The organism is Ruegeria sp. AN6 (assembly GCF_056540425.1).
On sequence record NZ_JBQFWR010000028.1, the window covers coordinates 1 to 14,125 of the forward strand.

Consider the following 14,125-nt stretch of genomic DNA (forward strand, 5'->3'; position numbering starts at 1 on the left):
GCCTCGCCACCGCGTTCGAAATACCGGATTTCGATCTCGTGGGCGCCCGCTGACAAATCCAGCGTGACGCGCTGTTCTTCGAACCAGTGCAACCCGTCATTGTCGATCACCGGCTGACCGTCAATATAAAGCGCCGAGCCATCATCCGAAGTCAGAAACAGCGTATAGGTGCCAGCCTTAGTGACATTCAGGTTGCCCGTGTAGCGGGCGGCAAAGTCATCGGACGGACCGCCCTCCCACAACGAGCCATTGCTGCGATAGGTGTCCAATTCCGACACCATTCCAATTTCGTCAGGTGTGGCGTTGAAATCTATCTGGGACAGGCTGGAAATGCCCGAACCCATAACAAAATACGTTCCCCGAAGACCCATCATTTTTACTGCCCATATTTAATCTCGCTTAGGTGCGAGCATTGTTTCCATTCATTGGCCGACGCGCGGCCAAAATTTGACAAAAACATGTCTGAGCAAGAAACCGCCTAACTTAATTCCACCACTAAGTAAAAAAATACATACTAGGAACAAGACACCGGAGGCCGGTTGGCGGCCATTAGCTCGACACATTTATCCCCATCGTTCATTCCAGAGCTCATACCTATAAAGAGAGTTTGCATCTTATTAGGTGCGAGCCTTCTCTCTTTCTACTCGCGTACAAATTTCGGAGGGGCAATCTAAATGCCGTCGCTAGACTCGATTTGGGCGAACTTCAGCAACTGGAAGCTGCGCATACGCAAAAGTATGCCTATGAACCTCGTCTTTTGGACTGGTTCACTATGATGTTTGGAGGCCGAAAGATTACGAGTAACGAAAAGAGGTGCGATTGAGGGGGGACGGTTAAACTGAAAGAGCTGAAACGATTCCAGAAAGAGAACGAACAGCTGTAACGTATTGTTGGGCATGTGCCGCAATAGATAGAGTATTGAATTAGGGCCGAATCGCATTTCCTCTTTATTGAGGAGTATCTGAGCCAGTTCCCAACATTGTTTCCGGGGTAGAGACCCGTGATCGCGAAAGCACAGCTTTTCGTGAATTGTGTCAAAATCATGGTGACTGGTGCCCAGCTACATGTTAGTCAAAATTGGGTTTAGTTAACTTGTGCTTGGTTGTGTGAAAGGTTCGGGCATGAATAAATTTTTAGCTATTTTGTCCGTGGCGGTACTGGCGGCGACAGGTGCGCAGGCAGTGACCGTAAACCTATACGGTGGTTCCGGTGGTGATGCGACTGTCACCGGGGGTACGGCAACATTCGATAAAGACGGCGTCTCCGGCACGATAACAGCGCATTCTACCTATGAGACATCGGGCTATCCCATTATTACCGAGAATATTTACGGCCTTGGTGTTCTGAATGGGCCCAGTGACGTGGCATATGTTCCGGGCAGTGGTGATGATCCGGCTCGTGGTGGAGAGATTGATGGTGCTTACTTTAGTGACTGGCTGACCTTCACCTTTGATTCAGCTGTGCAACTGATTTCTGTGGGATTGGGGAACTTTAATTCCGGACTGGATCCCTCAACGTATAACGATCATGCGTACATCAGAGTCGATGATGGTCCGGAAGTACGTTATAGCGGCGATTGGAGATATTTCTTTGGGGATGTCATTGCGACGTCTTTCTCGATCAGAGCGGGGGAGGCAGATGACGAATTCCTTGCCTATAACTTCACGGTTGCCCCAATTCCGCTGCCAGCCTCATCCTTGCTGCTGCTCGGTGGTCTGGCAGGGTTCGGCCTGATGCGGCGGCGCAAGCGTATGGCCGCGTAAACAGACGACTAATACACCTTTCTACAAAGCCGGTTGCGAAATGCGACCGGCTTTGTTTCTTTTGAAGTACAAGACAGTTTGCGCGGGTGTTCCCGCTTTTCCGCCAATCAAATCTGTTTTTAGATACTGTTCCAGACATGATCACATGATCGGAATAGATGCAGACAAAGGCTTCGCTTCGCAGTAGTTTATCTGTGGCTGTTTTATTGAGTTTTACGGTGTTCAAAACGCGTTATGGCGATATCAGGCAACACATCACATTTATCTGATGCAAACCGCCACTTCTGGAGTGCGTCTTCCCTATGGGGAATAGGCCTGCTGTTGATCATGATCATCGGCGCCGCTTTGTTCTTCTGGGATGGCATCGAAGAGTTGTTGCGGGCATGGCAGCTGCCTGAATACAGCCACGGGCCGCTTATCCCGGTTCTTTCGGCCTTTTTGTTCCTGCGCGAACTCAGACCTGTTCCCCCTAATTACGGCCCCGTGCCAGACCGTTGGCCCGGCGTTGTCGTATTGATCTTTGCTTTGGTTCTGGGCGCGATGGGGCGGCTTCTAGGGATTGGTGATCTTGCGGCCTATGGGCTGATCCTATGGGTGGCGGCCGTATTGCTGATCAGTTTTGGCTGGCATACTGGGCGGCAGTTCTGGCCATCGGTTCTGCACCTCGTCTATATGCTGCCTTTGCCCGGTGCGCTTTATTATGGCGTATCGACCTGGCTGCAGCTCATCTCATCTGAGCTTGGAGTGTTCTTTCTCGATCTGATCCGCGTACCGGTTTTCCTGGATGGCAATATCATCGATCTAGGAGTGTATCGCCTGCATGTGGCCGAGGCATGCTCGGGCCTGCGTTATCTCTTCCCAATCCTAAGCTTTTCCTACATTTTCGCAGTTCTTTACCAGGGGCCGAAATGGCATAAAGCGGTGCTGCTGCTTTCAGCCGTGCCCATTACCGTGCTCATGAATTCCGTGCGTATCGCGGTGGCCGGGTTCATCGTGAACTCCTATGGTCTGGAATATGTCGTCGGGTTTTCGCACTTCTTCGAAGGTTGGGTGATCTTTATCATCTGTGTGCTCATCCTCTTTGCGTTGGCCTGGCTGCTGGCACATTTGCGCCGGGACAAGGTAAGCTTGGTTGAGGCGTTGGATCTCGAAACCGACGGGCTTTGGCAGCAGGTTGGGCGCATTCAGCTGATCCAGCCGTCTCGGGCTCTGATCACGGCCACAGCATTAGTGGTGGGTCTGACGGGTATTTGGCAGGTGATCCCGACCCGTGAGGTGCAGATTGTCGACCGCGATCCCTTTGCGCTTTTCCCGTCGCAACTGGGGGACTGGCAGACCAGCGCCCCCAAAGCACTGCCTCCGGATGTAGAACGCATTCTAGCTGCCGATGATTATCATTCGGTCACGCTGGAACGCCTGGGCGCGGCTGCGCCGGTGGACCTTTTCATGGCATGGTACAAGGACCAGAATACCGGGGGCGTGCATTCACCCGAGGTCTGCCTGCCCGGCGCCGGCTGGGAAATCGCCTGGCTTGAACAGGTAGAGGTTTCGGCTAATGGGCAAAGCTTTCCCGCAAACCGCGCCATCATCCAGAAAGGTGTGGAGCGTATGCTGGTCTATTACTGGTATGAGCAGCAGGGAACGCGTGTTGCTTCAGGTTTTATGGCGCAATTCCAACTGATGGTTGGAAAGATAAAAAATGGCCGAGCTGATAGTGCTATTGTGCGTTTGATAACACCAATTAGACGGGATGAAGACGAGGCTGCTGCAGAACAGCGTCTATTGAATGGGCTGTGGGCGGTTGAAGGAAATTTAGGTGGGTATATTGCAAAGGTAAGGTAGTTTATGTTTTCCGATTGGAGGTTTCACGGGCTGGATCGCCCAGCTATCGCTGATAACATAAGAATTAAGAAATGCATAAACAGTGTAATATATTTCTATTGTTGGGAGGTTAAGTTATGGCAACACCGGTATTGCAAATAGATCCTGAAACGCTGGTTTTACCTACTGACGCGGCTAAAGAAGCTGCTCAGCCTTATTCAGCAATCTATCAGACGGCTCAACCCTATGCGCATGGTTGTATAGACAACTTCTTGCCGCCGGAAGTTCTAGAACGCGTGTGCAAAGAGCTAGAAGAGCTTCCAGAGGCCGAGTCTAGTTTTGACCGTGATCAAGAACGATTAAAGACGAGCTATTCGCCAGAGCGGTTGCAACCCTATACTAGAAACCTCTTTTATGTATTAAACTCCCGGCCATTTATTTTGTTCCTTGAAGAGTTGACCGGAATTCATGGGTTGATCCCAGATCCCTATTTTGTAGGCGGTGGTATTCATAAAGTGGCCAACGGAGGCCATTTAGATATTCACGCTGATTTCAACCATAACGGAAAGCTGAATTTAGAACGTCGGCTAAACGTGCTTATATACCTGAATAAGGGCTGGAAAGATGAATGGGGCGGGGAATTCGAAATTTGGGATAAGGAAATGACTAATAAAGTCAGCTCATATACCCCCATCTTTAATCGGATGTGCTGTTTTAGTACGGGTTCCGACACATGGCACGGAAACCCTGAACCTGTAAATAATCCAAATGGTGAACCGCGCTTATCCATGGCGCTTTATTATTATACTGCGACGTGGGATGCTACTCGCAAAGGGCACACAACGCTATTTAGACCACGGCCAGGGACGATAGACAGGCGTGATTGGCAGGTTAAGCGCCAAGCTTTCGTTCAAGATATTCTACCACCTTTATTGTACCGCCGACTAGCAGGACCTCTCAGCCGAATAGGGTTTTAAATTTGGTATCCATGTGTCCGTTATTAGATAATTTGGCCAGTTGGCGGTTGTTGTTAATCGAGAGTTCTAGATGTTTTTCTGATTATGCGACCTGCGCTCCAAAAGCATACATCAAAACGGCCTCATTTCTTACTGCTGTCATAGTCCCGTTTTATTGTAATGTGTTACAACATCCCAGACAGTTTCTTGCATAAGTCGCGCGGCCTCTGGACCGGGGCTAGCAGCAGGGGTGCTGTCTGCTCTAACTAAATTATGCGGCAAACCAATTGGTGAGCGTTGATAGAGCACAGCGTAATGCGTTAATGCAACGAGATAGGCACCGTAGTCATTAACATGTATGTTATCTCCAAACATATCCTCGCGGCTTTGGATAGGTCCGACGCCACCTCGCTTCTCTACCTCTCGAACAAAACGAGCCATGACTTGGCCGACAGGAATCACATAGATTGGTCGAGGTTCATCAAATCGTGCAAGCGCCTGATTTAGGATGTTTTCTTCCCAATAGCGCTCGATATCTATGTCAAGTCGCTCCAGCCACCCTTCAGGGTCATCAAGCGTATGCCAGGTTTCATAAAGATAAACACGTAGGTTAGGGTTTGCGTCCCAGCCAGCCTGCGCCCAACGGTATAAATAGTCGCTACTATCAAAGTACTTAATAGCGTCTTTGATTTCGACCATTTCCGTAAGGACCAATGCATCATAGTCTCCGGATGCAAGCGCCTCTTTGCCGTCCCGAAAACGAGGATGGTCGTTTTCTGTTTCGAAGCCTTTGATAGGTTCTTTCGGCTCCCAATGCGCCTTTAATGTCGTCCCCCAGCCTAGTTGGCTTTCATGCTGATGCCCAGCCGGAGCCAACTGCTCTAGCATTGCGGGCATATTGCGCCCCACAAGGCTGTGGCCTAAGTGAAAAACATGTAGTGCCTCAGGCGCTTCATATGGAGAAGCCGTCTCGTAAATTCGCTTAATCTCGGTTTCACTTAAAGGTTTTGGTGATCCACACTTGTTCACTCCGCCACACGCAATCAACAGCAGAGGAAGGATGGGGGAGATTAGTCGACTATATTTAGGCATCTCTGAACATTACATTACTTTGGAGTACGAAGCTAAAGTTTGCTTTCCCTACTCGTGATCGCTCTTACAAAGCGACGGGCGGAGCCAATACCTTTAATGCAATTGAACATTATCCGATATCGTAGGCTATAGTCCTTCATGAAGAATGCGGTCGTGCGTATGCGGTGTATAAAACTACCATGTTTGTGAGCGCATCGTCTAAAATACGGATTGGATTTGTTATCAAAATGCCAATCCCAGATATACACTTTGGGATTTGTCTTATGTAACACATAAGGCAGGCTGATCTGATCTCGGCGCGTAAACTCCTGCATCTCCTTCCACCACAACGCACCTATAGCTTGAAGTTTCTTAGATGACATTCTGTAGAAGATGATCGTGTTTTCAGTTATCGGCATATCCAGTAGATTCAGCGCTCGGTATTTTGCTTTCTGCTGACAGGCCCTTTTTTGATGTTCATTGGGTATCGTGTGTATGAGGGAAAAGTCGAGTTCCTGAGAAACAGTTCGACCGCTTGGGTGCGGGAACAAGGCAATATCCGCCCCCGATTCCCAAAACTCTTGGATAAGAGGTGTAAGGCTCGATTTGATAAGAATGTTCCCATCTACATAAACAGCGACGTCGCATGGTTCTACTGCTAAATGAGGGAAAAGCTTACAGTACCGATTGGTTAGCACTTGAGAACCCTGCTCAAGACGTTTGGGGACCGGACGACACTCCCAAGGGCTTTTATAGCCCGCTCGCGTATCTCCATAGCGGACAAATTTTGCTCCAGCTGTTGTGGCGAGCGGGCCGAAAGTCCAGTCATAATTTCTGAACGAACACGAGTATACAATCGTATCTAAATGGGGGCTGGTAGTATTGGACATATTGGTTTCCGCATTGCCACATGACTCACCTTATATAAAGCGCAGATATAGAGTTGCACGCTTTAATACAGGGGGTGCTTGCAACTATACCGAGCCAAATTTTTGCGCGCCAAAATAATCGCTTCCGAACTTATACACTGCTTAGCTTTCATGCTCTCTCTCAGCTTATCGACTATAACAGAAGGCCATGCGGGAAATCGCTTCTAGGTTTGTGATCTCGGAATACAGTGTTTGATTTTCTCCCTCTTATTTGATTGCTAATACTGGCGTGCTAAGTAGCTTCAATCTAAAACGCGCATCAACATCATAACGCCCGATCCCCACTCGAGACAGTGCCATCCAGTTGTTACTAGGGGACGTGATAGCCATATCCAAAATTGTGGCAGAATTAAACTTCTGCTCTGTAAGCTCCTTCTGCAAGGCCGCATTATAGTTTCCGTTTGGGTATGCGAAATGCCTAATTTCTTGGCCCGTCCAAGCCTCCAATAATATACGAGATTTCTTGATACTCTCGCGGGCTTGGTTCAATGGAATTTGATCCAACAAGTTGTGACAATGACTATGAGCCCCGATAGAAACAAGCGGATTAGCGGCTAACTTCTGCAATTGTGTAATACTTAATGGTGCAAGGCTGCTGAAATTGGATATTTGGGGACCGGCTTGTTGAATTAGTTCTTTTACCAAGATTTCTCGCTGCGGGCTGGGAACAGTCTTAAAAGTCTCTAGAATATTCGAAATAACCGCCCAACGATCTGGCCCTACGCTTGGGCCCACACACCAACGCTGCAAGTTGTGATGAGTGAGATCAATGACAGTTTTGCCAGGCCTCTGTAGGACGTTCATCACTTGGTCAAACCAATAAGGTTGTCCAGATTCGATTTGGCCGGTAGCGATGTAAATCGTCACGGGTAAACACTCAGATTCGACAATCGGCAGAAGATGCTTAAATAACCCAACATCCCCGTCATCAAATGTCAAAACCACCTGCGGTCTTTGGCATTGACCCCAAGAAGATAGGGCATCATCTAAACTGACAATGTCATAATTTTTGCGCAGAAAATCTATTTGTTCGAGGAACTCGGTTTCTTCCAAAACAGTCCAGGCATCTATGCAATCATGATCCGGTCCCAACGTGTGATAACACAATATGGTTGTTGAATTTTGGCGCAAAGCGATTGTACGTAGCGCCTTATAGGCTATGCCAGAACTTAATACCGAACGAGCAGTCTTTTTAAGTAGCTTCACGTTGTTTAATCCAAGTTAGCGAAGAGCTCGCAAAGCTTAGCTACCTCTGTTTTAATATTGTGGCGTTCGAATACACGTTTTCGCGCCTCTTCCCCCATAGCTAACCTAGCTTTTGCTGGGATTTCGAACGCTTCGGTGAGTGCTATCACCAAGCTACCTACATCGCCAGCAGGTACAAGCCATCCAGTTTTGTCAGGTAGAACCAATTCTGGAATGCCAGCAATATACGTAGAGACGACTGGTCGGGATTGTGCCATCGCCTCCATGATCACAACGGGAAGTCCCTCTATCAAACTGGGTAGTACAAGTGCGTGACATTTGCTTAACTCTGCTCTGACATCTTTTGATGAAATCCACCCGGTAATCCGCACACAGGTATCAATTCCCAAGATACGTGCTTGTGCCTCAATCTCGGCTCTCAGCTCACCATCCCCGGCCAGAACCAACTGCGCCTCCGGGTAATTGCGATGCAAAAGAGCAAAGGCCTCTAAAAGGATCATGTGTCCTTTCTCGGGGCTCAATCGCCCGATACAAAGAAACTGGGGTGAGTTTTCTGGCTCTGCCGGAGCAATTTGTGTAAAGGCCTCCGAAGGTAGACCACAATGAATAACCTTAATCTTTGACCACAGGCTTGAGCCGACATGCCGCATCAATTGACTGCGTGTATAGTTGCTGATCGCGACTACAAACTTAGCCCGGCTGACTTTCTTCTCAAATCCGAGTAATTGCGCATTGTCAGCCTCGTCCATACCATGAACAGTGAAACTGTAATCAGGCCCACCCAGCAAGCGTATTAGCATCGCTATTTCTGCCGAATTAGTGCCAAAATGAGCATGTAGGTGTGAAGCGGGCTTATCTTCCAACCAAAGTCTAATGCGGCATGCATGGGCGAGATAAACCAAGTGATACGGCCAAGGCCGTATCGACTTGCGCGACATTGCAATGGCTGCACAAAATGCAGACCAGAAGTGTTTTGGAAAGCTGATAGCGCAGTTTACCAAGCTAAACAGTAAGGGCATAATTCCTTCGGAGAGAGTGTAGCGGGTCTTACTTTTTTCTTCCTGATCTTCAGGGTCGGAAACGTCCGCATCCCATCCCCTTAGAGCATATCTTGAGACCTCAACACCTTGGTTCTCTAACTCGAGAATCTCGCGCCGAATAAAGGTATGGCTAACTTTTGGATATTGGTTAATCAAATATGCAATACGCATGCGAGCTTCCATTAAATTTGGCCACTTTGGTATGCAAATCTCATACCTTCATTTCCTCAAATTTTTTAATTTTACTCTGTCGTAGACACTAAGGCTTTCATCCGATCTCTAAAGCAATACTGAAATGACATGGTGCTGATGATGAGGTCTTTTTAGATATGTTGCCCAGATTTAGAGGCTGTTGATGTGACCAGATAATGGCTCGAAGCTCCTGGTGACAGATTATAAAATCAACAAGCGCTCCTAACCAACGCTCTAGCCCCGCGCTGAGCAAACTACACAACATTAGAAGCTTGCGAGTAATCAATTTTCTATTGGCACTTCTACCTACTGCGATCCAGAAACAATCGCATTGAACCCGTCAGATAGGGCTGCTCACTTCGCCGTCTCAACCCATTAGGGCACCCGTCCAATCAACAGGCTCTGACCCGGGCCATTGGACCAAAAGAGAAGGAGCGCTATCACAGCGACCTATAATATGCCCTGACCTTAGGTTTATATACTTATGAAGGTATTGCTTACTAGCTGCGATTTGAGTAAGCGGATATTACTCTCCAGACAAGCTCTTGCATCCAGAGCGCTTGTGCTCGACTCGGAGGGTGATCCAATCCTAAATTATGTGGTAGTCCTTTTGGGTTTCGACCATAGATGACCGAATAATGTGCTAGAGCAATCAGATACTTTCCCTTGTCATTTAGATGTATTTCATCACCAAATAGCTCAGAAATGTCATTTATTTGAGGGGCCTTCCCTAAAGAAATATCATCATACGCAGCTGCCATGATCAAAGGTCCAGGAATGATCTGCATCGCGGGTGATCCAGAGGGCCGATTGGTATTGACATAGTCCAGTATTTGCTCCCACATTCGCATTTCACGGGGCAGTCTATCTCGAAAAGGGATATGTCCTTCGGGATCTTTATAAGGATTTTCGTAATCGGGCCCGCTGCTAATGTGAACCCAGGTCGCGTACAATATAGTCTCCGCGCCTTGTCCATCATTACCTTGAGACCATGCATGGACAAACCAGCGCAACGCTTCAGCTTCAGAGTTATGCCAAGCAAGAGTGTTTGAAAGTGGCACACGCTCGGTAAGGACGAGTAGCTCGTAATTTCCGATATCCGCGCGTGCATCCGGTTTCCCTCCATCGGGTGCATTTTTCCAGCGCCAGTCCATTGGACTCCCGGGTATGGTGGAGCGATCAATGACAATACCACGCTGAACAGTCGAAGCGCGCACCATTTTTTTAAGAATTTCTGGAATTGGCCCCGTTAGGCTATGCCCGGACTGCACTATTTGGGTGTTGAAAGGCCGTGCCCGGATTTTCTCATCTGCTCCCGCAGCAGATACCGGGGGCCCCATAACATGAGTTAATAATCCAAGCATAATTGAACAAAACAGCGCTTTGGTACTCATAAAATTAAGCATGTGGGACACCTGGTTAAACAACGGTTGTAGATCATACAGCAGATTTGTCTTTCGAATATGCAACAGTATTTCTGAATTCAATGGCAAGATCAAATGCTTAGTCTGGCATTTTTATGCCGCCTTCCTATACAGTCTTTGGGTCAGCGCCACTGCAAAGAACCATTAACATGCTTAGTTTAGTAATCTAAATATCGGGAACCGATGAAACGAAATGATATTGGTATTGTAGTGATTGGCCGTAATGAAGGAGAACGGCTCGTTCGTTGTTTTCAATCAATACCAAAAGATGTGGCTCAAATTGTCTATGTCGATTCAGGATCAACAGATACCAGTATTTCCGTTGCTTTGCAGGCATGTGCTACAATTGTAGAATTGGATATTCACGTACCATTCACAGCTGCACGTGCGCGAAATGCGGGGCTGGAGGTATTGGCCCTTAACAAACAGGTTAAATTTATTCAGTTCATAGACGGAGATTGTACACTGCAACCAGAATGGTTGGAGATAGCGCGCGAAACTCTCTTGAAAACCCCCCAAATAGGTGTTGTGTGCGGGCGTCGACGTGAGATTGCATCAGACCGCTCTGTCTATAATAGGCTATGTGATTGGGAGTGGGCAACGCCGACTGGACAAACCAAGTCCTGCGGGGGTGACGCCATGATCCGTCTAGCGGCATTGCAACAAGTGAAGGGCTATCGCGAGACTATGATCGCCGGCGAAGAGCCCGAACTGTGTGTTCGCCTACGGGAGAAAGGCTGGGAAATATGGAGGTTGGATGCAGAGATGACGTTACACGATGCAGCAATGACTCGATTCAGCCAATGGTGGAACCGTACGAAACGTAGCGGTCATGCGTTTGCTGAAGGTGCTTATTTGCATGGCGCCCCGCCGGAATATCATAATATAGCTGAAGTCCGTCGAATACTTAAATGGAGCCTATTTCTTCCCTCTGCAGTCTTCCTTCTTTTCTTTTTTGTAACGCCAATGGCATTGTGGATACTCTTGATTTACCCTTTACAAATATTGCGCTTAGCATCGCGTGAAAACATTGCGCTTAGAGCTGGGTGGGAACGCGCTTTCTTTCTGACTTTAGGAAACTTTCCCGAATTTTTGGGTATGGCGGAATACTATTTGCGTAGCTGGCGAGATAAGCCCGCCAACTTAATTGAATACAAATAGTCGTCACCTGATCAATGTGGCGTACTCATGGTCGCCAGGCGAATTCTCTTCCAATCTGGAAAAACGCCAAAGGGCTTGTAGCTCGGCCAAGCCCGTCTTCGTCACGGACACTATAATTTAGGCCAGCATTTATAATCCATTGAGACTCTAGTTCGTAGCTGTATACGGCATTCAAATCTGTCCGTTCAACGCGCGGATCTACTTCAGTGGAATCAGTCAATATCTGAGTTGCACCAAGCCCGAAACGTGAAGATGGGCCAAGGCCCCAGATATAGCCGACGTCAAGAATATATTCGTCGCGAAATACCTCGTCATCTGTGATGACGACATCCCTATCGAAGAAGATTCGAAGTTCGTTGTCGCCAAATTCATTACTGTATGTCAACGACCCGATTGGTTCTGTTTTTCCACCATCTGTATGCGCAACACCCAAGCTGGCCGAGAGCTCAGCGCCAAGCACTTCAAGGCTGCGACCGACACGGAATGAATTAAGGCGTCCAGCCAGCGCCAACTCGCTTTCAGCATCGAAAAACACTGCGCCATTAGGCATATCATACTCGGCACCAAATCCTCCGATGAGGCCAGAGGCAGAGTCATCGCCGGAAATCAGTTCTCGCTCATCGATATCCACGTACCCTAACGCGAAGTCCAACCGCAACCGTTCGGTGACTTCCTGAGACAACCCAAAAACAATATCTTTGGTTTTCCGGTCAGTCTGATCCGGGTTATCTTCTTCGTATCGCTCTGCGCTGATATCAATCGCGGCAGTTGTGACCGGTGACAGGATAAAGCCAATGCCCGCACCGCCGCTAATTACATCAGTATCGAATAGATCCGGACTTGTCTGATCTACGTAGTCAAGATTCTGCGTGTCTATGCGGAAATAATAGTTGACCAAATCCTGACGCCCAAAGTCCATTTGGAAGGAAAAGAGTAACTCTCTGCGAGTCCCGTCGCCCGTTAAATCATCGAAATCAGAGGGTAAATCGACTACACCATCTTCATCTATAAAGTCATTGAGCGACCGAAAGAGCCCAATATCATAGCTTGAAAAGTCGAGCCCGAAGTCGAGCCCCGCATTGGCTCCGTCTCGAATGTAACCAAAATCAAAGATGGAATCGCCGATATCAACATCGCTGCCTTCATCGGGCAAGTCGCTCAAACGCAAGGCGGTAACGGCATCCAGACTCAGGCTTTGTATAGGAGTTTCACTGGACAGCCCAAAAGACAGGATTGTCGAGGCAATTGATCCATGACCTTCCTCGGGGACATCAAGTGTCAAATTGCGACCTGTCTCAAAACGCTGAGCAATGCCAAAGGTCATTTGCGGCCCGCCGGGGTCTAACTCAACACCCTGAGCGATTGCACGGTTACCTGTGTTTACCGACATACAAACAGCACCACAAAGTGCTGTTTGTAAACCAAGCTTTAGTTTCACTGCCCTGCCCCTTTTTAGGGGTTATTCGAACAAGCGCCGTTGTGGGATTACAATCACATCACCGTCGGCCAGCCTCGTCGATCCCCCTGTTCCTGTGCCGTCCAACATCGCATCATAGTTAAACTGGTAAACAGTTTCCTTACCTGCGCTGTCTGTACGACGTAGCATTATCCGTTTTGTGGCGGCGAATCTAGAAAATCCACCCATCTCACCGAAGAATTGCAAAAGTGTTGTACCACGCACAGGAGCGTGCCTGCCGGGCGATCCAGCTTCGCCGATGACATAAACGTCAATCGTGCGCGGGGGTAGCGGCTCTCGCGGGACATTGAGTTCCCCTAAAGACACAAAGACATTAGGGGGCGAAGCAAAATTCGGGGCAAGCATTTGCGCCAATTCGTTGCTGACTTGTTCAACGCTTCGACCTCCAGCTCGCAATGATCCCGCCAGCGGAACATTGATACGACCATCTGGACGCACCAGAACATCACGGTTGAGGCTTTCATCCTCCAACACTTCAATACGCAGCGTATCTCCAGATTGAATACGGTAGCCTTGTGCCTCAGCCGGTAGTGCCGCAGCACCTACAACGACTGAAACGAATAGCGCGAAAATAGATTTCATATCCAAACTCTTTCGTTCCTACCTTGAGTTATTTGCGACAATCAGCCGAAAACTCAGTAACCCCTTACTGTTTCATTTTGCCCCGGTTTTTCTAAGAATTCCATGTTTTCTTCGGAAGCATATAAAATTTACCTTTCTTTAATGGAGTTTGGTCAAATTTGTCTGGCACATTGTGCTTTGGTTGTTTGCGATTTGGACATGATTGCGCCACATTTGCGCTTTTGGTTCGCCTTGTTTGCGCAATAGCATCCTACTAAGAAGTCTCTTTATATGAAGGACACTATGATTGTCGGGTTGATTTTTCTAGGGATGATAGTGGGAATGGCCCTAGGAGACGTGGCACTGGTTACCGGGGCATCTCTGGGTATTGCACTTACAATCTATGCGGGGTTCGGAAGTTTATGGGTGTTGGTTGCTGGTGTGTTTCTGATGATCCGAGCAGCTTCAACAGCGACGCCCCATACAGAACAGATGACTGCACAGCATATAAGCTAAGCAGGTTT

Annotated in this window: 13 protein-coding genes; 5 read left to right on the forward strand and 8 right to left on the reverse strand. The window is 48.2% G+C overall.

All coding sequences use genetic code 11. From position 1 onward, the window contains the following. Nucleotides 1-374, reverse strand: a 374-nt coding sequence (locus tag ACR0MQ_RS22135; RefSeq protein WP_480610964.1) for a PA14 domain-containing protein, incomplete at its 3' end; no start/stop codon positions are given. Nucleotides 375-1,121: 747 nt separating this feature from the next. On the opposite strand from ACR0MQ_RS22135, the gene ACR0MQ_RS22140 reads away from it, so the two are divergent. The 3 genes from ACR0MQ_RS22140 to ACR0MQ_RS22150 all read left to right on the forward strand — a co-directional run bounded on the left by ACR0MQ_RS22140 (nucleotide 1,122) and on the right by ACR0MQ_RS22150 (nucleotide 4,561). Then, nucleotides 1,122-1,763, forward strand: coding sequence for a VPLPA-CTERM sorting domain-containing protein (locus tag ACR0MQ_RS22140; protein WP_480610967.1), 642 nt, complete (start codon nucleotides 1,122-1,124; stop codon nucleotides 1,761-1,763). A 327-nt stretch (nucleotides 1,764-2,090) separates the two neighbouring features. Continuing rightward, nucleotides 2,091-3,605, forward strand: coding sequence for a VPLPA-CTERM-specific exosortase XrtD (xrtD, locus tag ACR0MQ_RS22145; RefSeq protein WP_480610969.1), 1,515 nt, complete (start codon nucleotides 2,091-2,093; stop codon nucleotides 3,603-3,605). Between the two features lie 116 nt (nucleotides 3,606-3,721). Beyond that, nucleotides 3,722-4,561 (forward strand): 2OG-Fe(II) oxygenase, encoded by an 840-nt coding sequence (locus ACR0MQ_RS22150; RefSeq protein ID WP_480610972.1) that lies wholly within the window; start codon nucleotides 3,722-3,724, stop codon nucleotides 4,559-4,561. 138 nt (nucleotides 4,562-4,699) lie between these two features. Here ACR0MQ_RS22150 and ACR0MQ_RS22155 read toward each other — a convergent pair whose 3' ends face one another. The 5 genes from ACR0MQ_RS22155 to ACR0MQ_RS22175 form a co-directional block, all read right to left on the reverse strand. Further along, nucleotides 4,700-5,437, reverse strand: coding sequence for a hypothetical protein (locus tag ACR0MQ_RS22155; protein ID WP_480610975.1), 738 nt, complete (start codon nucleotides 5,435-5,437; stop codon nucleotides 4,700-4,702). Nucleotides 5,438-5,664: 227 nt separating this feature from the next. Beyond that, nucleotides 5,665-6,501, reverse strand: coding sequence for a hypothetical protein (locus ACR0MQ_RS22160; protein WP_480610978.1), 837 nt, complete (start codon nucleotides 6,499-6,501; stop codon nucleotides 5,665-5,667). Between the two features lie 246 nt (nucleotides 6,502-6,747). Then, nucleotides 6,748-7,746 carry a polysaccharide deacetylase family protein gene (locus ACR0MQ_RS22165; RefSeq protein WP_480610981.1) on the reverse strand — a complete coding sequence of 333 codons (999 nt, stop codon included), beginning with the start codon at nucleotides 7,744-7,746 and terminating at the stop codon, nucleotides 6,748-6,750. Nucleotides 7,747-7,751: 5 nt separating this feature from the next. After that, nucleotides 7,752-8,957, reverse strand: a complete 1,206-nt coding sequence (locus ACR0MQ_RS22170; protein WP_480610984.1) for a glycosyltransferase — start codon at nucleotides 8,955-8,957, stop codon at nucleotides 7,752-7,754. 521 nt (nucleotides 8,958-9,478) lie between these two features. Next, complete coding sequence (locus ACR0MQ_RS22175; protein WP_480610987.1) at nucleotides 9,479-10,384, reverse strand: hypothetical protein; 906 nt, start codon at nucleotides 10,382-10,384, stop codon at nucleotides 9,479-9,481. A gap of 201 nt (nucleotides 10,385-10,585) precedes the next feature. On the opposite strand from ACR0MQ_RS22175, the gene ACR0MQ_RS22180 reads away from it, so the two are divergent. Next, nucleotides 10,586-11,563 carry a glycosyltransferase family 2 protein gene (locus ACR0MQ_RS22180; protein ID WP_480610989.1) on the forward strand — a complete coding sequence of 326 codons (978 nt, stop codon included), beginning with the start codon at nucleotides 10,586-10,588 and terminating at the stop codon, nucleotides 11,561-11,563. A gap of 25 nt (nucleotides 11,564-11,588) precedes the next feature. Here ACR0MQ_RS22180 and ACR0MQ_RS22185 read toward each other — a convergent pair whose 3' ends face one another. Next, nucleotides 11,589-13,001, reverse strand: a complete 1,413-nt coding sequence (locus ACR0MQ_RS22185; RefSeq protein ID WP_480610992.1) for a hypothetical protein — start codon at nucleotides 12,999-13,001, stop codon at nucleotides 11,589-11,591. 21 nt (nucleotides 13,002-13,022) lie between these two features. Continuing rightward, on the reverse strand, nucleotides 13,023-13,622 hold the full coding sequence (locus tag ACR0MQ_RS22190) for a polysaccharide biosynthesis/export family protein (RefSeq protein WP_480610995.1): 600 nt from the start codon (nucleotides 13,620-13,622) through the stop codon (nucleotides 13,023-13,025). 321 nt (nucleotides 13,623-13,943) lie between these two features. On the opposite strand from ACR0MQ_RS22190, the gene ACR0MQ_RS22195 reads away from it, so the two are divergent. Beyond that, nucleotides 13,944-14,117, forward strand: a complete 174-nt coding sequence (locus ACR0MQ_RS22195) for a hypothetical protein (RefSeq protein ID WP_480610998.1) — start codon at nucleotides 13,944-13,946, stop codon at nucleotides 14,115-14,117. Nucleotides 14,118-14,125: the final 8 nt, after the last annotated feature.